This window comes from Ensifer adhaerens (assembly GCF_002007205.1).
Classification (GTDB): Bacteria; Pseudomonadota; Alphaproteobacteria; order Rhizobiales; family Rhizobiaceae; genus Ensifer; species Ensifer adhaerens_D.
The window spans coordinates 762,083-780,816 of sequence record NZ_LAZS01000005.1; the positions used below are offsets into that span (position 1 = coordinate 762,083).

An 18,734-nucleotide genomic window follows, 5' to 3' on the forward strand; every position below is an offset into this window, starting at 1 on the left:
AGGGAAGACCCGGTGCCGAACAAATGCCGGCAACGTCCTTGAGGTGCTGGCGCGTTATACTTTCGCAGGGGGTGAATGAGGAATGCCAAATTTAGGGGTTCCTCGTTAGGAGCTTTGCAAAGACCTCATCCTAACCTGCAGGTTCTGGGAGTGCCTGTCGGCTATGCCGCGGCGGCCAGGATTTGGGGCGGCGCGGGGAGCGCCGAAGGGGCAGGGGATTGGCAATGAAGAAATTCAGGATTTCGGCGCGTCTCTACGCGCTGGTGGCATTTGCGCTTTTGACGATGGCGGCGGCGCTGACCTTCGGTCTGTTCCAGGCGCAGGAAAAGCTCGTCGGCGAACGCAAGGCCATGCTCGCGGCGATGGACGAAAACGCGATCGCGGTGTTCGACGCCTATCACAGCCAGGAAGTGGCCGGCACGCTGTCGCGCGAGGAAGCGCAGAAGCGCGCGCTCGAGGCTATCAAGGCGATGCGCTATCAGGGCAACGGCTATTTCTGGGTCAACGACATGCATCCGACCATGGTGATGCATCCGATCAAGCCCGAGCTCGACGGCAAGGATCTCACCGGCAACAAGGATCCCAACGGCAAGCATCTCTTCGTCGAATTCGTGAAAACGGTCGAAAAGAGCGGCCAGGGATTCGTCGATTACTACTGGCCGAAGCCGGGCGCCGATGCGCCGGTGCTGAAATATTCGCATGTCGCCGGCTTCAAGCCCTGGGGTTGGGTGGTCGGAACCGGCGTCTATGCCGACGATCTGGCGGCGATGTTCCGCGAGCGCGCATGGCAGGTGGCGGGCATTCTTGCCGCGGCAGCACTTGCCATTCTGATGGCGGCTCTTGCGATCGTGCGCAGCGTCGTCAAGCCGGTCGAGAAGCTGAAGGCCTCGATGCGGGCGATCGCCGACGAGGATCTTTCGTCCGAGGTGCCGGAAACCGACCGTGGCGACGAGATCGGCCAGATGGCCAAGGTTCTGGTGGTGCTGCGTGATTCGGTGCGGGAACGGCTGGAACTGCGCTCGCGCGAAGCCGAGCAGCAGGAGCGGCTGAGTTCCGAGCGTCGCGGCAACGAGCAGCGCCATCGCGCAACAGCGGAAGCGCAGGCGGATGCGATGGAGACCGTGGGCGCGGCGCTCGAGCTTCTGGCAAGCGGCGACCTCACCGCCGACATCGGCCACATCGCGCCGGAATACGGCAAGCTCAGGGACGACTTCAACACCGCCGTCGCAGCGCTGCGCGATGTCATCGGCTCGATCTCGCATTCGACCGAGATTGTGACGGCAAGCGCCGGCGATATCTCCGAAGCGGCGAACAATCTCTCGCGCCGGACGGAGCAGCAGGCGGCGGCCCTCGAAGAGACGGCCGCGGCCCTCGACGAGATCACCTCGACGGTTCGCCACGCCTCCGAACGGGCAAACGAAGCGCGTGCGATGGTCGATCAAACCAAGGCCAGCGCCGCCAAGTCCGGCGGTATCGTGCGCAATGCCATCGACGCCATGGGGCGGATCGAAAGCTCGTCCGGGCGGATCGGCCAGATCATCGGCGTCATCGACGAGATCGCCTTCCAGACGAACCTGCTGGCGCTCAACGCCGGTGTCGAGGCTGCGCGCGCCGGCGAGGCGGGCCGCGGCTTTGCGGTCGTCGCCCAGGAAGTGCGCGAACTGGCGCAGCGTTCGGCCGGTGCCGCCAAGGAGATCAAGGAACTGATCGGCGCGTCGGTGCGCGAGGTCGGGGCCGGCGTCGATCTGGTCCGTTCGACGGGCGAGGCGCTGTCGGAGATCGAGGCGCAGGTCAACCGCGTCAACGAGCAGGTGGCGTCGATCGCGACCGCCGCCCGCGAACAGGCGACCGGGCTGCAAGAGGTCAATGTCGCCGTCAACAGCATGGACCAGATGACCCAGCAGAACGCTGCGATGGTGGAAGAAACCACGGCCGCCAGCCAGACGCTCGCAGCCGAGAGCCGCGAGCTGAAATCGCTGCTGACGAAGTTCCGGCTGCAGCCATCAGGCTCGCACGCGGGGTACGGTCGCGCCGCCTGAGCACAAAACTTGCAGTCCTCGTCAAACCCGCGCGGCATGCCGCGCGGGTTTTTCGCGCGATGCCCATCGTGCGCGATAGGCGAACGGTTGACTGTCTTCCCAGGCAACGGCCATGGTCGGGATATGAAAGAAGTCGTTGTCGATTGTTCCGGAATCCGATCGCCCGCCGAATTTTGGCAGCGCTATCTCGATGCTGTGGAGCCGGAGGGCGCGGGCATGTTCGGCTGCAACCTCGATGCATTCTGGGATGCCCTTGAAGGCGGCGGACCGGGATGGCCGGGTGAGGTTGCGCTCGTTTTTTCGAACTCCGACGATTTGTCGGGGTTGCGGACGGGAAAGGGCAACGTGCCGTTTCTCGATGCGCTGAAAGCGATCGCGAGCGAAGTGACGACGATAAGCGTCAAGTTCATCTGAAGCCGGTAGCATTCGTCAGCCGGCTAATCCGGACCACGCTCGCTGGCTTCGATTGCAGCGTCGTCGCAACGATAGGGCGCCAGCAATCGCAATCCTATGACAACGATTGTGGCCTATCTGCCGCTCTTGCCTCCGGTTACGGTGCACGACGAGTATCTCCGTCTTGACCTGATCGTGACCGGGGATAGATACGCGAGAAGCGGGAGACAATCGACGGGGCGTCGCTCCGGTTGCCGGCCGCTGCACCAGAGGGGACACCATGGCACTTCTCAAACTACTTCTCACAAGGCCGATCGCCGTGCTGATGCTGGCGCTCGGCTTTCTTTCCGCGTGTACCGTCGTCGTCGACGAGCCGCGACCGGGGCCAAGGCCCACGCGCCCGCAGGCCTGCACGATGGAATATGTGCCTGTTTGCGGCGAGCGCGGCAATCGTCTGCGCACCTTCCCGAATTCCTGCCAGGCGCGCGCCGACGGCTTCAACGTCATCCATCGCGGCGAGTGCCGTCCGGACAATCGTCCGCCGGAACGTCCGCCCCAGGCCTGCACGATGGAGTACATGCCTGTCTGCGGCCAGCGCGGCCGCCGCACGCAGACCTTCCCGAATGCCTGCCAGGCGCGTTCCGAGGGCTTCCAGGTGATCGGCCGCGGCGAGTGCCGCAGGGAGGACGACCGTCCGTCCGAAGGCCAGTTCTGCACCCGCGAATATGCCCCGGTCTGCGGCCAGCGCGGTAGCCGCACCGAAACCTTCCCGAACGCCTGCGAGGCGGGAGGGGCAGGTTTCCAGGTCGTCCATCGCGGCGAGTGCCGCTAACACCTGCGCGATCCAGCGTTGATCATTCGAGCCCGCGTCCGATGAGGACGCGGGCTTTCTTGTGTCGGGCTGGAGCGACGGGTTCCGGCCTGGCCACCCGATTTCCTGCAGGTACAGCGCAAGCCTTCGTTTACCGTGTTTGAATAAAATGCACCGCAAATCAGCCTTTTTGGCCGCTGTGCCCGGTTTGCGACACAGGCAAAAGGCAGCAATTGCAAGTGCTGCAGCAACCATTGCGTGCCAATCGAACGCAATGGAGCTGTCGGGGCAGCGGGGCGATGACGGTGGTCTTTTCTGGCCGCCCGGAGGAAGGCGCAGTTCGGTATGGCCTATGTTACTCGTCTCCATCGCCCGCTGACGGCACTCGTTCTCTCGTTTTCGCTCGTCGCCTGCTCGACCGACGACGCGCTGTCGCCGCCCGGTCGCATCGACGGCGGGGCGCGTGTCGGCTCGATCGGCCCCGTGCCCGTCGATGCCGTGCCGCAAGAGGAGGTGGCGGCCTATCCCGCCGCCACGCCGGCGAGGACCTTCAACGGCAATCCGGAACATGCCGTGGCGGTACAGCCGCCCCGGCAGACGCGCCGTGCCTTGCCGATGATCGATAGCGATGAGGCTGTGGCTTCGGGTGCGCAGTCGGCAAGCGCCGGTTCGGCGGCCATTCCCCAAGAAGGCGTCAACATGGACGCCATGCTCGGCGTCGACCAGCCGGTGGTGGGACTGGCGGAGGAGCAGAGCAACGACATTGCCGAAGGCAATGCCAGCCAGCCGGTGGTCGGCGGCATCGGCGAAGAGAACGTGCGCCAGCTTGGCGGCACGAACAGCCCGGCGCCAGCCGAGGCCAACCTTGGCTACGACCCGGACCTGCCGCCGCTGTCGCCCGAGAAGATGGCGGCCGAGGAGGCGCAGCGCGCGCGGGCAATGGAACCGCAGCGCGCTCGTCAGCGGGTGCAGGAGCCGCAACAGGTCGCCTTCCTGCCGCGCGCCAACAATCCGATGGCGACGCCTGAATACACGGGCCAGATGCCGGGCTCCGAAATTGCCTGCCGCCAGCGCCTGAGGAAGCTCGGCGTCGTCTTCCGCGACATTCCGCGCATCAGCAACGGACCGTCCTGCGGCATCGACTATCCGATCGAGCTCAGCGGCCTCTCCGGCGGTATCGGCGTGAAGCCGGCGGTCAAGCTCAATTGCGAGGTGACCGAAGCCTTTGCCAAGTGGGTGAAGTACGAACTCGCGCCATCGTCGCGCTACCGCTACTGGTCCGGCGTCAAGACGATCAAGCCGCTCGGCGGCTATTCCTGCCGCACGATGAATTCGCGACGGGGCAATCCGATGTCCGAACATGCGCACGGCAACGCCATCGACGTCGGCAAGTTCGTGCTGAAGAACGGCAAGGAAATCGACGTGCGCAAGCCGGGCTTCTTCGCCTTCCGTGAAAAGGGGCTATTGAAGGCCGTTCGTTCCGACAGCTGCAAGTATTTCAACACCGTGCTCGGCCCGGGCAGCGATCCCTTCCACAAGGACCATTTCCACTTCGACCTGAGAACCCGCAAGACCGGCTACCGGCACTGCGACTAGGCCTGATTCCCGAGCGCGAACGGCGGCCTGCGGCTCGCGATGCCGAGTGTGCTTGATATCGTTGTTATGGCCTGCCGGCTACCAATCTCGGAAGCCGGCAAAAAAAAGAGGCCGGCGGGGAGGCCGGCCCAACAACCGGAGCAAAAGGGGGAGGCTCCGGTGTGCAAATCACGAGCGCAAATCAAAGGGCGATGTTGCGGCCCGCGTGACGCAAACTGATCGAAGAGCATCACGGTTTCGTGACAGCGGCGCGCAATTGCTGTCGTCGGCTGAGGAAATCTTGCGCCGGCTGTCGTTTGCGTGCGTTCGAACCGGTTGCCGACGCGGATCTGGCCGTCGGCGTGATGACCGGAATAAATAATATTATACTTTAGGTTTTGCCCTTGCTTGTCTCGTTCCGGTCGGTTGTCCCAAATATGGCGAATTCCCGTTTTCTTGGTGTTCTTTTTAACTCTCTGAATTTCTTTAGTATTTTTCTGAGCGTGCGAAAATGGCAGGATGCCGGAACTGCCGCTGTCTCTCCCTTTCGTCTGGTTTTGTAATAAGTAATACGATATTATATTATTTCGTATAACAATCGTGGATGGTGTCTGGTTGGTCGCTACAAGCATTGCGGCCTGCTCACTCCTTGGCGCCACGGGAGGACGAAATGGGAACGGTCATGCAATTTCCGGGAATGCGCAGCGATATGGCGGTGCACGCTGGCGAAGTTTCTAAGATCCTCAGAACACTTGCCAACCGCAACAGGCTGCTGATCGTCAGCGCGCTGCTCGAGGGCGAGCATGCGGTCGCCGCGCTCGAGGAAACGCTGGGCATTCGCCAGCCGACGCTTTCGCAGCAATTGACGGTGTTGCGGGATGCCGGCATTGTCTCGACCCGTCGGCAGGCCAAGCAGGTGTTCTACCGGCTCAGCCACGACAAGGTGGCGCGTCTCGTCGGCGCGCTCTATCAGATTTTCTGTCGGGATGGTTCGAAAGCATGAATGAATACGGGAATGCGCTGGCGGGCGGGCTACTGATTGGTCTGTCGGCGGCGATCCTGATGGTGGCAAATGGCCGGGTGGCCGGCATCAGCGGCATAGCGGGACGCCTGTTGCAGGGCGTACAGGCTTCGTCGGGCGCGTTGTTCGTGCTGGGTCTGGTCGCCGGGCCGGTGCTCTATCGCCTCATTTTCGCGGCCTGGCCATCTGTGACCGTGACGGCCTCCTGGCCGCTTCTCGTGGCTGGCGGTCTTCTGGTGGGCTTTGGCTCGCGCATGGGCTCGGGCTGCACCAGCGGCCATGGCGTCGTCGGGCTCGCAAGGCTGTCGCGCCGTTCGATTGCCGCGGTCGCCACCTTCATGGCGTCGGCGATCGTCACGGTCTTCGTTGCGGGCTTCTTCGCATGAACAGCACCTTGCTCCGCCTCGTGGCAACCCTCGTCTCCGGCGTGGTCTTCGGCTTCGGCCTTTCGCTGTCCGGCATGCTTGATCCTGCCCGGGTGCGGGCATTCCTGGATATCACCGGCAACTGGAACCCGAGCCTTGCCTTCGTGCTCGGCGGCGCCGTCTTCGTTTCGGCGCTCGGCGTTCTCGTGACGCGCCGGCTGAAGCGCCCCCTGTTCGACGAGGCCTTTCATCTGCCGGCCAATCAGGTCATCGACCGGCGACTGATCGCCGGCTCGGCGATTTTCGGCGTCGGCTGGGGGCTGGTTGGGCTTTGCCCCGGCCCGGCGCTTGCCTCGCTGTCGCTCGGCTTGCCGGCGACGATCGTCTTCGTGGTCGCGATGGTGGCCGGGATGCTGGTCCACGACCGGCTGGTTGACCGCAAGGTGCCAAGGCAGACATCTGCCGGAGCGGGCGTCGAAACGCGACTGTCTCAGCCACGTTGACGCACAGTCATCGTGTTTTTTCATTCCAAGCGGCTGCAAATCGGAATGAATTGTCCCATATAGGGCGGGACCTCACGACTCTGCCCCCCGCTTCCGGATCAGTTTTCATGGCGCCCATCGTTTCCGTTTCCAATCTGTCGAAGACCTATGCCTCCGGCTTCAAGGCGCTGAAGGGCGTCAGCCTCGATATCGAGGAGGGCGAGATTCTTGCGCTGCTCGGACCGAACGGCGCCGGCAAGACGACCCTGATCTCGATCATCTGCGGCATCGTCAATCCGAGCGGCGGAACCGTGATGGTCGGCGGCCACGACGTGGTGCGCGACTTCCGCGAGACCCGCGCGATGATCGGGCTCGTGCCGCAGGAACTGACGACCGATGCGTTCGAGACGGTGTGGAACACGGTCACGTTCTCGCGCGGCCTGCACGGCAGGAAGCCGAATCCTGATCATATCGAGAAGGTGCTGAAGGACCTGTCGCTCTGGGACAAGAAGGACAACATGCTGCGCGAACTTTCGGGCGGCATGAAGCGGCGTGTGCTGATCGCCAAGGCGCTGTCGCACGAGCCGCGCGTTCTCTTTCTCGATGAGCCGACGGCGGGCGTCGACGTCAATCTGCGCAAGAGCATGTGGGACGTCGTCGAAAGGCTGCGCGCCTCGGGCGTGACGATCATCCTGACGACGCATTACATCGAAGAGGCCGAGGAGATCGCCGACCGCATCGGCGTCATCAATGGCGGCGAGATCCTGCTGGTCGAGGACAAGGCGGCGCTGATGTCGAAGCTTGGCCGCAAGCAGTTGCGTGTCGATCTCGCCCATCCGCTGGACGACGTTCCCGACGTTCTGTCGAGCTACAACCTGACGCTCGAAGGCGACGGCCACTGCCTGATCTACGATTACGACACCAGCGCAGAGCGGACCGGGATAACCACCTTGCTGGCGGCGCTCGCCGAAGCCGGTATCCGGCTCAAGGACATTTCCACGCGGCAGAGCTCGCTGGAGGACATTTTCGTCGAAATCGTGGGGGCAGGGCGATGAACATCGAAGCGGTCAAGTCGATCTATTTCTTCGAGATGGCGCGCACCCGCCGCACGCTGCTGCAGAGCGTGGTGTCGCCGGTCATCTCCACTTCGCTCTATTTCATCGTCTTCGGCGCGGCGATCGGCGGGCGGATCCAGGAGATCGACGGTGTTTCCTATGGCGCTTTCATCACGCCGGGGCTGATGATGCTGACGCTGCTGACGCAGTGCATCGGCAACGGCTCCTTCGGCATCTACTTTCCGAAATTCACCGGCACGATCTACGAGGTCCTGTCCTCGCCGGTGTCGATGGTCGAGATCGTGCTTGGCTATGTCGGTGCGGCGGCGACCAAGGGGCTGATGATTGGCACGATCATCCTCCTGACCGCCTCGCTCTTCGTCGACCTGACGATCGCCCATCCCTTCGTCATGGTGTTCTTCTTCGTGCTGACGGCGATATCCTTCAGCCTGTTCGGCTTCATCATCGGCATATGGGCCAAGGACTTCGAGCAATTGAACCTCATCCCGATGCTGGTGATCCCGCCGCTCGTCTTCCTCGGCGGCAGCTTCTATTCGGTGAAGATGCTGCCACCCTTCTGGCAGGCGGTCAGCCACTTCAATCCGGTGCTCTACCTGATCAGCGGTTTCCGCTGGAGCTTCTTCGAGGTGTCGGACGTCAATCCGATTTTCAGCGCGGTGATCATCCTCGCCTTCCTGATGATCTGTATGTCGGTGCTCGCCTGGATCTTCCGCACCGGCTACCGCCTGAGAAACTGACGGCTCCGGCCGTCAGGATACGGGCACCGCTCCGCTGGCATAGGCGATGATCGCGCTGGCAACGACCATCGCAACGAGCGCCTGCAGAATGGTCACGACGACGCGCAACAGCGCCCGTATCGAGGACAGCCCGAGGTCGGACATGAACCAGCGCGTCTCGGCGACGATGTACCAGACGATGGAAGCCGCCACGAAGACGGCGCCTATCGACGTGAAGGCGTTGTGCCCGGCCATCAGCAGCTGGCCGCCGAGACTGATCGCAAACGCGAAAGGCGCCGTGACGTAGCACTGGCTGAAGAAGGGCGGGCGCAGCGTATCGCGTGTCAGCTTCGCGCCCTTGCTGCGCAAGAGCTTCACCGCCATCAGCAATGGCAGGATGCTGAAGGCGACGGCGCGAAACATCAGCAGGTTGGAATCGGAGGCAAGCAGCGACGTTGACGCCCAGGGAGCGGCCTGCCTGACGAGGCCGAGCTCCAGCCCATGCGCTAGAAGCAATGTGATCAACAGAAAGAGCGGCGGGCTCAGCGCGTCCGAATACTGATCCGGCAGGTCGTCGCCGAGTTCGACGTCGGCGTAGCGCATCATCGCCTGCGGGTGGCGAAGCGTGCGCCACAGGGTCAGCGGGTAGAACAGCAGCCAGCAGACGAGTTCGTAGAGCAGCTCCTCGATCGACTTCAGCAGTCGCATGAAATCCATACCGTGCTCCCCTTGCTTCCATGCGTGGCAGGACCGCGCCGGGCGGGTGCCGGTCAATCGCGCAGACGCAACTCGTCGGAGCGCATCTGCAGCATTTCGAGGGTGGAGAGGAAGCTCATGCCGAGCAGGCTCTGGTCGAGCTTTCCCTTGGCGGTAACCGTCGCGCCGATGTTGCGGCGGGTGATCGGGCCGATCGCAATTTCCTGAAGCATCACCGGGGCGGCCTGGGCGCGGCCGTTGGCGGTCATGACCGTGACGATATAGTCGAGGTTGGCCGGGTCCAGGCCGATCCTTTCGGCATCTTCGTAGGTGAGCGCGATGCTGCTGGCGCCGGTATCGACCAGCATGCTGATCTCCTGGCCATTGACGGTGGCGCCCGTCTCGAAGTGGCCGTTCAGCATCTTGTGCAGCACCACCTCCTGCTGGCCCTCGCTGTCGGTGATGATGGTCGCCCGGCCCGGAACGAGGCCAGCGAGCAGGCGGTTGCCAAAGCCCTGCAGCTCGAAGCGGTAGACATAGGCCGAGACCAGCGCCAGCACGATAAGGAGCCAGAGGGCAACCTGACGCAGTCCTTCGCCGAAACGCCGGCGGCTCTGGATGATGCCGGCGCCGATCAGCGTTGCGATGGCGCCGAGCGACACGAGCTGTCCGAAGTCGTCATTGGCAAGGCCCATCGTGCGGCCGGCGTCATGATTGATGATCAGCAGAATGAGGCCGATAGCCAGGATCGAGAGCAGGATGGCAAAACGGGTCATGCTTGGCCGCGTTCCCTCGCCATACGGCTGCGGCGCGTTTCGCGCCGCGGCTTGCGTTCGACCGTATCGAGCCGGTCGGGCAGCGTGGTCATGATCGCCCGCCGTTCGGCGTCGGTGTAGAGCGTCCAGCGCCCGATTTCGTCGCGCGTGCGGCCGCAGCCGAAACAGTAGCCGGTCTTGTCGTCGATCGAACAGACGAGAATGCAGGGCGATTCCATGGGCTTGCTCAGTTTTCCCTTGATATATCGATGTTTCAGACCGTCAGTGCAAGGGCACCGAGCACGGCGATTTCCGTCAGTTGCTGTGTGGCTCCGATCGTGTCGCCCGTCTGCCCGCCGATCTTGCGCATCGCGAGGCGCGCAAAACCCTTCACGGCGGCAAGGAAAGCGCCGAGCGCGACGATAAGGCCGAGCGCCGGAACCTGCGCAAGATAGAAGAGCAGCATCGCGGCGAGAAGACCGGAGCCGAGCGCGACGCGTGTTGCCGCCGGCTGCGGCTCGCCAGCCGAGGCGGCAACGCCGCCGCTGCGTGCCGGCGGAAGCGACGACCAGTGCCAGACCATGGCGGCGCGGCTGAGGCTTGCTGCGCCAAGGATTGCCATGCCGGCGCCAAGAGGCGTGAACAGCGGCAGGATCGAAGCGAGCGCTGAGACGCGCAGGCCGAAGGAGAGGATGAGCGCGACGGCCGCATAGGTGCCGATGCGGCTGTCCTTCATGATGGTGAGTGCCGCTTCGCGATCGCGACCGCCGCCGAAGCCGTCGGCTGTGTCGCCAAGTCCGTCTTCGTGCAGAGCGCCGGTCACGAGCGCCTGGATCGCGACGACGACGAAGGCGGTAAAGAGAGAGCTCACTTGCAACGCGACGAGCGCCGCCGCGACAGCTGCCGACGGCAAGGCGATCAGCAGGCCGGCGAGCGGGAAGGCGCGCACGGCGCGGCTCAAGCGCCCGTCGTAGCCTTCGAAGTGGCGCGCGGGCATCGGGATGCGGCTCAAGAAGCCGATCGACCGCGCCACATCGTCACAGAAATCGCCAACGAAGCCCATGGCTCCTCCAAGGTTCCGGCCATTGACCCGGCCGCTGCCAAACTCGCCGACCTCGGCGAGTCCCGCAAGCCGGGGCGGGTTCCGGGCGAAAGCAACGCACACTTTTCCCAAACCTTCCTAGACCGCTTGTGAGCGCCGCCGGGTCCGAACGGCGACGCCGATTGGCGCAAATGTCGTTGCCCGAATTTTCGGCGACCTCTATGAGGGGCGTAGATAGAGCTTCACGATGATGCAAGGATTCCTCCCATGAGTGCCAGCGGCCTGCCGTTTGATGATTTTCGCGAGTTGTTGCGCAACCTGCCGGGTCCGGACGGGGCCGCGCTGGTTGCCGCGCGGGAGCGGGACGCCCAGCTGACGAAGCCGCCGGGCGCGCTTGGACGCCTTGAGGAAATCGCCTTCTGGCTCGCCGCCTGGACAGGCAAGGCGCCGGCCGTCAACCGGCCGCTGGTGGCGATCTTTGCCGGCAACCACGGCGTCACCCGCCAGGGCGTGACCCCGTTCCCGTCCTCCGTCACCGCGCAGATGGTCGAGAATTTTGCCGCCGGCGGTGCGGCGATCAACCAGATCTGCGTCAGCCACGATCTCGGCCTGAAGGTCTTCGACCTCGCGCTCGAATACCCGACCGGCGACATTACCGAGGAAGCGGCGCTGTCCGAGCGCGACTGCGCGGCAACCATGGCCTTCGGCATGGAAGCCATCGCCGGCGGCACGGATCTTCTGTGCATTGGTGAGATGGGCATCGGCAACACGACGATCGCGGCCGCGATCAATCTCGCCCTCTATGGCGGCACGGCCGAGGAATGGGTCGGCCCGGGCACCGGCTCGGAAGGCGAAGTGCTGAAGCGCAAGGTCGCCGCTGTTGAAAAGGCCGTGGCGCTGCATCGCGATCACCTGTCCGATCCGCTCGAACTGATGCGCCGCCTCGGCGGCCGCGAGATCGCGGCGATGGCCGGCGCCATCCTGGCTGCCCGCGTCCAGAAGGTTCCGGTCATTATCGACGGTTACGTGGCGACCGCTGCGGCGTCCATCCTGAAGGCGGCCAACCCGTCGGCGCTCGACCATTGCCTGATCGGCCATGTCTCCGGCGAGCCCGGCCATATCCGCGCGATCGAGAAGCTCGGCAAGACGCCGCTGCTGGCGCTCGGCATGCGGCTCGGCGAGGGCACGGGAGCAGCACTTGCTGCCGGAATCGTCAAGGCGGCAGCCGCCTGCCACAGCGGCATGGCGACCTTCGCCCAGGCCGGCGTCAGCAACAAGGAATAGTGAAGTTACGGCCGGGCTTTGCCGGAAGGCCGGCCGGTTTCTGTCCAAGGCCTGTCACGGGCGCGACGCCACCACGTGTCGGGCCTTGATGGATGCGTTCTTCTCGCCTATCCAAAGCGCAGATGCGCGCCCTAGCTATAGTCTTGGGTGCCTGCAACCGAGACCGCCTTGCATTCGCCTCAATCACGATGTCGAAGCAAGCACGATTTCAAGCCCTGTCGAGAAGAAATGGACGCCAAGAACACCACGCACCGCATTGGACAGACGGGTCCCGTCGAGAAGCAGACCGGTATTCGGCATCTCTTCGCCGCAGCCAGCTATTCGCTGGGCGGTGCGAAGCGGCTGGTGAGCGAGGCGGCGTTTCGCCATGAGCTCATCGCCTTCGGGATCGCCATGGTTGCCTTTGTCATCGTCGGCGCCACCTTCTTCCAGTTCGTGGCAATGGCGATCCTGTTCCTGCTGATGATGGCCTTCGAGGCGATCAACACGGCAATCGAGGAAATCGTCGATCGCGTCTCTCCCGAGATCTCTGAAATGGGCAAGAACGCCAAGGATCTCGGATCCTTCGCCTGCCTGTGCCTGATCGTCGCCAACGGCGTCTATGCGGCCTATGTGGTGATCTTCGACGGCTTCATGCAGTGATCGACGAAGGGGCCGGAGCCTTGATCCGATAGAGCACGTGCGGACGCAGCGGATTGCCTTCGGGTACCGTGACGTCGTCGAAATCCTCTGATCGATCCGACACCATGCCCAGTTTTTCCATCAGTGCCCGCGACGGGTGGTTGATGCGCGAGGTGTAGCCGATGACCTCGGCAAGCCCGAGCGTCCGCCACGCATGCTGCAGACAGGCGCTTGCCGCTTCCAGCGCATAGCCCTGCCGCCAATAGGGGCGGGCGAAGATCCAGCCGATTTCGACATGCGGTCCGCCGGGAATATCGTCTCCGGTCCTTGAAAGGCCGAGGCCGCCGATGAGCGCGTTATCGGATTTGTGCTCCACCGCGACGAAACCGAACCCGTGGTCGGCGAGGTGGCGGGCGCAGTCGGCAATCATCGCTGCCGTCTCGTCGCGCGTCAGAATGGCCGGATAATAGTAGCGCCGGACTTCCGGATCGGCATTGGCGACTGCAAAGGGCGCGATATCGCGTTCTTCCCAGGGCCGAAGCCTGAGGCGCTGCGTTTCAAACTGCATGGATCAGGCAAAGCTCTTGCGGCGGCGAACGGGCGCTGCGACATCCTCGATTGCCGGCAGGCTTTCGAGCACGCGGCGGGCGGGCAGGATGGCGATCGCCTCCGTGCCTTCGCGCAGCTTGGAGCGCAGGATGAATTCGCCATTGTGCTTGGCGAGAATGGCCTGGACGATCGGCAGGCCGAGACCGGTGCCCTGTTCGGCGCTCTTGATGGCGATCGAGCCCTGGCCGAAGGCCGAAAGCACGATCGGGATCTCTTCCTCGGGAATGCCGGGACCGTTGTCCTTGATCGAGAGGTACTGGCCGCCACCCGCTGTCCAGCCGACCTTGAAGGTGACTTCGCCGCCGGTGTTGGTGAATTTCACGGCATTCGACAGCAGGTTGAGAATGACCTGGCGCATCGACTTCTCGTCGACCCAGACAGACGGCATGCCGAATTCGAACTGCTGATGGATCGTGATGTTCTTGGCGCGGGCCTTGAGCTGCACCATGCCGATGCAGTCCTCGGCGATATCGACGAGGCTGACGGAATCCTCGTTGAGGTCGTAGCGGCCGGCCTCGATGCGCGAGAGGTCGAGAATCTCGTTGATGAGATTGAGCAGGTGCTCGCCCGAACGGTGGATGTCGTTGGTATATTCCTTGTAGGTCGGGTTGCTGAGCGGGCCCAGGACCTCGGTCGACATGACCTCGGAGAAACCGAGAATGGCGTTCAGCGGGGTGCGCAGCTCGTGCGACATCGACGCGAGGAAGCGCGACTTTGCGAGGTTGGCTTCCTCGGCGCGCCGGCGGGCCTCGTCCGACATCGACTTTGCCACTTCGAGCTCCGCGATCAGGTCGTCCTTTTCCGACTGGACGGAAAGGATGTGCACGCTTGCGCGGTTCATGCGGTCGGTCATCAGCACCAGGAAGAGCAACGACAGCGAGATGACGCCGGTGAGCCCGACATAGATCGGGTCGCCTGTCGTCAGCGCTGCGAAGGCGAGCGCGGCCACGACCGGGGCGAAGGTGTAGAGGAGCGCATTGCGCAGCAGGAACGTGCCCATGGCGGTCGCGGCCAGGGCGACGAGCAGCACCGTGCCTTCGAAGAAGCCGAAACGAACATTGCCGCAGCTTGCGCAATCCTGCGCCACGAAGGTTGCCCAGCAGAGCCCCATCAGCACCTGGCCAAGCAGGAAGCGACGCCGCCAGACCGGGACCTTCTCGGCGCTCATGTCTTCCCGGCGCGCCTTGCGGGCGAGAAAGAGCGTGACGGCATGGGCCGACAAGGTCATGAGCGCCCAGAGGATGAAACCGAGATCGCCGGAGAGGTAGATGCCGATGGCGGCAATCAGCGTGACGAGGACGGGGATGGCGATTGCGCCATGCAGTGCGCTATCGATGTAGAGATTGAGCATCTCGCGCTCGAAGCCCGAGGGCACCGACGAGCCCGTTTGCAGCCGTTCACGCGTCGCACGGACCGTCCTCGAAACAGCCTTGTTTCGATGGCTGCGAGATTTGTCGACGATAATCTTATCTGTCGATGTGCTGGCGGCGATACTCATGCTCATATGCGACGGGTTGCGATTGCGTTGCAGTCTAGTGAGCAATCCTTAAGAAGTTGCTGCGGGGCGTGAAGGATTCGACAACCATTGTGGCGCCGCCGTGTCCGAGGTCGCGACAGGTCGCGCGGGATCTGAGGTTCCTTCTCTAATCTTTTGGAATCGACCATGTTTATGACGCGGCGACCTGCGAGGCAGTCGCGCAGGCAATCAAGGTTGGGACAGACGTGAAATTCGGACGGACGACATATCGGCATCCCAGCGGCGGCGGCGGGCAACGGGGTGGTGCGCGGCGCGGAGGCCGCGGTGGCATGGCCGGCGGATGGGCCATTCTGTTACTGCTGGCGCTCGGCGCCTATTTTTCCGACCGGCTGCCTGTGGGAGAAAGATCGCCAACCGGTGAAGCCCGCGGGGGTGCCTTGGCAAGTGACGGCGACAGCCTGCGGATCGCCGGCAAGCGTGTCCGCATCGAGGGCATCGACGCGCCGGAGCTTGGCCAGACCTGCAAGCGTGAGGGCGCCACGTGGGAATGCGGCCGCGAGGCGCGCGACCGATTGCGGGCGCTCGTATCTGCGGGCGACGTGCGTTGTCGTTTTCATGGTCGTGACAAATACGGCCGCGAACTCGGTGTTTGCGATGCAGCCAGCCGCGATGTCGGACGTGAGATGGTGCTTTCGGGCTATGCGGTGAGCTACGGTCGCTATGAAGCGGAGGAGGCAAAGGCGGAACGAGAGCAACGAGGGCTCTGGGCCGGGGAGTTCGTGAAGCCGCAGGAGTGGCGCCGGACAAACGGTCATCCTGACGAGGGGCCGCACCTGATCGATGGCTGGCTGGCGGCGATCCGAAGCTGGCTGCTCGAGCGCCTGACCGCAGTCTTTTCCGGTATCGCCGATGCCTGACGACCGCATTCTAGAACTTGAGCGCCTGAGAGCCGAAATCGCCGCCTGCCGCGTCTGTCGCGACAACCCGCTGCGCGGCGACGGCGACCGGCTGCCGCACGAGCCGCGGCCGGTCGCGGTGATCTCGACGACCGCACGCATCCTGATCGCCGGGCAGGCGCCCGGACTTCGCGTGCACGACAGCGGCCTGCCGTTCAACGATGCGTCCGGCGACCGGCTGCGGCAATGGCTGGGGGTCGGCCGCGAGACCTTCTACGACCCTGGGAAATTCGCGATCGTGCCGATGGGCTTCTGCTTTCCCGGCTACGACGCCCATGGCAGCGACCTGCCGCCGCGGCGCGAATGCGCGCCGCTCTGGCGCCACCGCGTGATGGAGCAGATGCCGCAGGTCGAGCTGGTGCTGGCGATCGGCCACTATGCGCAACGCTGGCATATCGGCCCGGACTGTCCGAAATCGATGACCGAAACGGTGCGGGACTGGCGGCGCTACGCGATGCGCAATGCCGTGCGCGCCATCCTGCCGCTGCCGCATCCGAGTTGGCGCAACACCGGTTGGCTCAAACGCAATCCCTGGTTCGAGGCGGACGTGCTGCCGTTCCTGCGCGAGCGTGTGTTTGTTCTAACGAACTGAAACAATTTTCTTTATCTTCATCAATTTCGCGCTATAGAGGGAAAAATAATTCGAGAGGGACTTTCATGGATCGCCTAGACCGCAAAATCCTGCGCCTGCTGCAGGAGGATTCCACGCTGGCCGTTGCCGACCTTGCCAAGAAGGTGGGACTTTCGACCACGCCGTGCTGGCGGCGCATCCAGAAGATGGAAGAGGATGGCGTCATCCGCCGCCGCGTCGCGCTTCTCGATCCGGTGAAGATCAACACCAAGGTCACGGTGTTCGTGTCGATCCGTACGAATTCCCACTCGATCGAGTGGCTCCGTCGGTTCTCGGAGGTCGTTTCGGAGTTTCCGGAAGTGGTCGAATTCTACCGCATGAGCGGCGACGTCGACTATCTGCTGCGCGTGGTCGTGCCTGACATTGCCGCCTATGACGCGTTCTACAAGCGCATGATCGCCAAGATCGAGATCCGCGACGTGTCCTCGGCCTTCGCCATGGAGCAGATCAAATACACGACCGAGCTGCCGCTCGACTACATGATCATCGACCAGGCAAAGTCGTCCGAGGACTGATATCGGCGACTGCCTCAGGCAAGCCCAAGCCGCGCCAGCACCTTGTCGCTCTTCAGTTCACGAACCGCGTCCTTGCCCGTCCAGCGGGCGGCGCGGTCGGAACTTTCCGCAAGGCGCTCGGCTAGCGCCAGCGCAGGGCCGTGGCAGGCGGCATTGCGCTTGCCGATCTGCCTGAGCGCCCAGTTGACCGCCTTCTTGACGAAGTTGCGCCCATCCGCCGAATGCTGCTCGATCAGCGGCAGCCAGGCGATAAGCGTGGAATCCGGTTCCTTCTTCAGGTGGACAGCCGCCGTCGCGATCATCGCAAAGGCGATGCGGCGGACGAATTCGCGTTCGTCGGCCGCAAATTCCGGGATCAGTTCGCGCTCGACGCGGGCGGTGACGAAAAGATCGGCAACGGTATCGACGACCTCCCAGGAATTGCAGTCGTCCGACCAGCGTCTTGCCTCATCCAGCGTCAGAGCTTTTGGATCGGCCGTGAAGGCGGCGAGGATGCGCGCCTCGCGAATGCCGGATTGCCAGAGATCATGTGCCCGGCGGTGATCGGCCTTCACCAGCCGGGTCACCTTATGCAACTCGACATTGGAAAGCCCGATGGCGGCATCGGTGACGATGCCGAAGCGGGCCATTCCGGCGAGATCGGCTTCAGACCCGAGAGACCGCAGGTGAGCGATGATCTCGTCTGCGGTCGAGGAGGGGCCAAGGCTCATTTTTCGAGGCGGGCGAGCAGCGACGACGTATCCCAGCGATTACCGCCCATCTCCTGCACATCGCCATAGAACTGGTCGACCAGGGCTGTTACCGGCAGCTTGGCGCCGTTGCGGCGGGCTTCCGCCAGCACGATGTCGAGATCCTTGCGCATCCAGTCGACGGCGAAGCCGAAGTCGTACTTGCCGGCATTCATCGTCTTGTGGCGGTTTTCCATCTGCCAGGAGCCGGCGGCGCCCTTGGAGATGACGTCGACCACCTTCTCGATGTCGAGGCCTGCCTTCTTGCCGAAGTGGATGCCTTCGGCAAGACCCTGCACGAGGCCGGCGATGCAGATCTGGTTGATCATCTTGGTGATCTGGCCGGCACCGGCCGGACCCATCAGGCCGACCATGCGGGCAAAGGCCTCGATGACCGGCTTGGCGCGATCGAAGGCGGCTTCGTCGCCGCCGCACATGACCGTCAGCACGCCGTTTTCGGCACCCGCCTGGCCACCGGAAACCGGGGCATCGACGAAGTGGGCGTTGCACGCCTTCGCAGCTTGGTAGAGTTCGCGGGCGACTTCGGCCGAAGCGGTGGTGTTGTCGATGAAGACCGCATCGGCGCCCAGCGTCTCGAAGGCGCCGTCCTTGCCGATTGTGACCGAACGCAGGTCGTCGTCGTTGCCGACGCATGAGAAGACGAAGTCGGCCCCATCGGCGGCTTCTGCCGGTGTGCGTGCGGCGCGGCCGCCGAACTCGGCCGCCCATTTCTCGGCCTTGGCGAAGGTGCGGTTATAGACCGTCAGCTCGTGTCCGCCGCGGACCTTGAGGTGGCCGGCCATGGGATAACCCATGACGCCGAGACCGATGAATGCGACCTTTGCCATTTTCCGAAGACTCCCATTGCTTTCGCCTTGGTGTAGCCGATGGAGCGGGTGCGGAAAAGAGCGTCGTTGCGGGGCGAAGGCAACCGGTAGTCGG

General features: G+C 63.7%; 23 protein-coding genes. 14 read left to right on the forward strand and 9 right to left on the reverse strand.

The window, feature by feature from the left end; all coding sequences use genetic code 11:
* Positions 1-224: 224 nt before the first annotated feature.
* The 4 genes from XB14_RS07545 (at position 225) to XB14_RS07560 (ending at position 4,839) form a co-directional block, all read left to right on the forward strand.
* Entirely contained in the window at positions 225-2,039 is a 1,815-nt protein-coding gene (locus XB14_RS07545; protein WP_077961014.1) for a methyl-accepting chemotaxis protein, read from the forward strand.
* A gap of 9 nt (positions 2,040-2,048) precedes the next feature.
* Positions 2,049-2,453 carry a barstar family protein gene (locus XB14_RS07550; protein WP_234804002.1) on the forward strand — a complete coding sequence of 135 codons (405 nt, stop codon included), beginning with the start codon at positions 2,049-2,051 and terminating at the stop codon, positions 2,451-2,453.
* Between the two features lie 259 nt (positions 2,454-2,712).
* Positions 2,713-3,264, forward strand: coding sequence for a Kazal-type serine protease inhibitor family protein (locus XB14_RS07555; RefSeq protein WP_077961016.1), 552 nt, complete (start codon positions 2,713-2,715; stop codon positions 3,262-3,264).
* A 324-nt stretch (positions 3,265-3,588) separates the two neighbouring features.
* The gene (locus XB14_RS07560) at positions 3,589-4,839 is read left to right on the forward strand and encodes an extensin family protein (RefSeq protein WP_077961017.1); all 1,251 of its coding nucleotides are present in this window, start codon (positions 3,589-3,591) and stop codon (positions 4,837-4,839) included.
* Here the strand turns inward: XB14_RS07560 and XB14_RS32595 are convergent.
* Positions 4,836-5,450 (reverse strand): hypothetical protein, encoded by a 615-nt coding sequence (locus XB14_RS32595; protein WP_143348280.1) that lies wholly within the window; start codon positions 5,448-5,450, stop codon positions 4,836-4,838. The genes XB14_RS07560 and XB14_RS32595 overlap by 4 nt on opposite strands.
* Before the next feature lie 38 nt (positions 5,451-5,488).
* Here XB14_RS32595 and XB14_RS07565 point away from each other — a divergent pair, with 38 nt between their 5' ends.
* From XB14_RS07565 to XB14_RS07585, 5 genes are all read left to right on the forward strand, one after another.
* Positions 5,489-5,821 carry an ArsR/SmtB family transcription factor gene (locus XB14_RS07565; RefSeq protein ID WP_077961018.1) on the forward strand — a complete coding sequence of 111 codons (333 nt, stop codon included), beginning with the start codon at positions 5,489-5,491 and terminating at the stop codon, positions 5,819-5,821.
* Positions 5,818-6,225 (forward strand): YeeE/YedE family protein, encoded by a 408-nt coding sequence (locus XB14_RS07570; RefSeq protein WP_077961019.1) that lies wholly within the window; start codon positions 5,818-5,820, stop codon positions 6,223-6,225. The genes XB14_RS07565 and XB14_RS07570 overlap by 4 nt, the downstream gene beginning before the upstream one ends.
* Positions 6,222-6,707: a YeeE/YedE family protein gene (locus tag XB14_RS07575; protein WP_077961020.1), complete on the forward strand. Its 486-nt coding sequence runs from the start codon at positions 6,222-6,224 to the stop codon at positions 6,705-6,707. Before XB14_RS07570 ends, XB14_RS07575 begins: the two co-directional genes overlap by 4 nt.
* 107 nt (positions 6,708-6,814) lie before the next feature.
* The gene (locus XB14_RS07580; protein ID WP_077961021.1) at positions 6,815-7,741 is read left to right on the forward strand and encodes an ABC transporter ATP-binding protein; all 927 of its coding nucleotides are present in this window, start codon (positions 6,815-6,817) and stop codon (positions 7,739-7,741) included.
* Positions 7,738-8,499, forward strand: coding sequence for an ABC transporter permease (locus tag XB14_RS07585; RefSeq protein ID WP_077961022.1), 762 nt, complete (start codon positions 7,738-7,740; stop codon positions 8,497-8,499). The genes XB14_RS07580 and XB14_RS07585 overlap by 4 nt, the downstream gene beginning before the upstream one ends.
* 12 nt (positions 8,500-8,511) lie before the next feature.
* On the opposite strand, the gene XB14_RS07590 is transcribed toward XB14_RS07585, so the two are convergent.
* Genes XB14_RS07590 through XB14_RS07605 form a run of 4 tightly spaced genes read right to left on the reverse strand, consistent with a single transcriptional unit; the run spans position 8,512 to position 10,992 of the window.
* Positions 8,512-9,195 (reverse strand): hypothetical protein, encoded by a 684-nt coding sequence (locus XB14_RS07590; RefSeq protein ID WP_077961023.1) that lies wholly within the window; start codon positions 9,193-9,195, stop codon positions 8,512-8,514.
* 53 nt (positions 9,196-9,248) lie between these two features.
* The gene (locus XB14_RS07595; RefSeq protein ID WP_077961024.1) at positions 9,249-9,950 is read right to left on the reverse strand and encodes a TIGR02281 family clan AA aspartic protease; all 702 of its coding nucleotides are present in this window, start codon (positions 9,948-9,950) and stop codon (positions 9,249-9,251) included.
* Positions 9,947-10,168, reverse strand: coding sequence for a DUF1289 domain-containing protein (locus XB14_RS07600; protein ID WP_077961025.1), 222 nt, complete (start codon positions 10,166-10,168; stop codon positions 9,947-9,949). Before XB14_RS07600 ends, XB14_RS07595 begins: the two co-directional genes overlap by 4 nt.
* Before the next feature lie 35 nt (positions 10,169-10,203).
* Positions 10,204-10,992, reverse strand: a complete 789-nt coding sequence (locus tag XB14_RS07605; RefSeq protein ID WP_077961026.1) for an adenosylcobinamide-GDP ribazoletransferase — start codon at positions 10,990-10,992, stop codon at positions 10,204-10,206.
* A gap of 246 nt (positions 10,993-11,238) precedes the next feature.
* Between XB14_RS07605 and cobT the strand changes: the two genes are divergently transcribed.
* Both cobT and XB14_RS07615 read left to right on the forward strand, forming a co-directional pair.
* On the forward strand, positions 11,239-12,255 hold the full coding sequence (gene cobT, locus XB14_RS07610; RefSeq protein ID WP_077961027.1) for a nicotinate-nucleotide--dimethylbenzimidazole phosphoribosyltransferase: 1,017 nt from the start codon (positions 11,239-11,241) through the stop codon (positions 12,253-12,255).
* Positions 12,256-12,483: 228 nt separating this feature from the next.
* Complete coding sequence (locus XB14_RS07615) at positions 12,484-12,897, forward strand: diacylglycerol kinase (protein WP_077961028.1); 414 nt, start codon at positions 12,484-12,486, stop codon at positions 12,895-12,897.
* Here XB14_RS07615 and XB14_RS07620 read toward each other — a convergent pair.
* Together XB14_RS07620 and XB14_RS07625 are read right to left on the reverse strand one after the other, a co-directional pair.
* Entirely contained in the window at positions 12,887-13,444 is a 558-nt protein-coding gene (locus tag XB14_RS07620) for a GNAT family N-acetyltransferase (RefSeq protein ID WP_077961029.1), read from the reverse strand. The two genes, XB14_RS07615 and XB14_RS07620, sit on opposite strands and share 11 nt — an antisense overlap.
* A gap of 3 nt (positions 13,445-13,447) precedes the next feature.
* Positions 13,448-14,983 (reverse strand): sensor histidine kinase, encoded by a 1,536-nt coding sequence (locus tag XB14_RS07625; RefSeq protein ID WP_077961918.1) that lies wholly within the window; start codon positions 14,981-14,983, stop codon positions 13,448-13,450.
* A gap of 308 nt (positions 14,984-15,291) precedes the next feature.
* Here XB14_RS07625 and XB14_RS07630 point away from each other — a divergent pair, with 308 nt between their 5' ends.
* From XB14_RS07630 to XB14_RS07640, 3 genes are all read left to right on the forward strand, one after another.
* Positions 15,292-15,879, forward strand: a complete 588-nt coding sequence (locus XB14_RS07630) for a thermonuclease family protein (protein ID WP_077961030.1) — start codon at positions 15,292-15,294, stop codon at positions 15,877-15,879.
* The gene (locus XB14_RS07635; protein WP_077961031.1) at positions 15,872-16,510 is read left to right on the forward strand and encodes a uracil-DNA glycosylase family protein; all 639 of its coding nucleotides are present in this window, start codon (positions 15,872-15,874) and stop codon (positions 16,508-16,510) included. Before XB14_RS07630 ends, XB14_RS07635 begins: the two co-directional genes overlap by 8 nt.
* A 65-nt stretch (positions 16,511-16,575) precedes the next feature.
* Complete coding sequence (locus tag XB14_RS07640; protein WP_077961032.1) at positions 16,576-17,064, forward strand: Lrp/AsnC family transcriptional regulator; 489 nt, start codon at positions 16,576-16,578, stop codon at positions 17,062-17,064.
* A gap of 14 nt (positions 17,065-17,078) precedes the next feature.
* Here the strand turns inward: XB14_RS07640 and XB14_RS07645 are convergent, their stop codons facing one another.
* Positions 17,079-17,774 carry a DNA alkylation repair protein gene (locus tag XB14_RS07645; protein WP_077961033.1) on the reverse strand — a complete coding sequence of 232 codons (696 nt, stop codon included), beginning with the start codon at positions 17,772-17,774 and terminating at the stop codon, positions 17,079-17,081.
* Positions 17,771-18,640, reverse strand: coding sequence for an NAD(P)-dependent oxidoreductase (locus tag XB14_RS07650; RefSeq protein ID WP_077961034.1), 870 nt, complete (start codon positions 18,638-18,640; stop codon positions 17,771-17,773). Before XB14_RS07650 ends, XB14_RS07645 begins: the two co-directional genes overlap by 4 nt.
* Positions 18,641-18,734 lie beyond the last annotated feature (94 nt).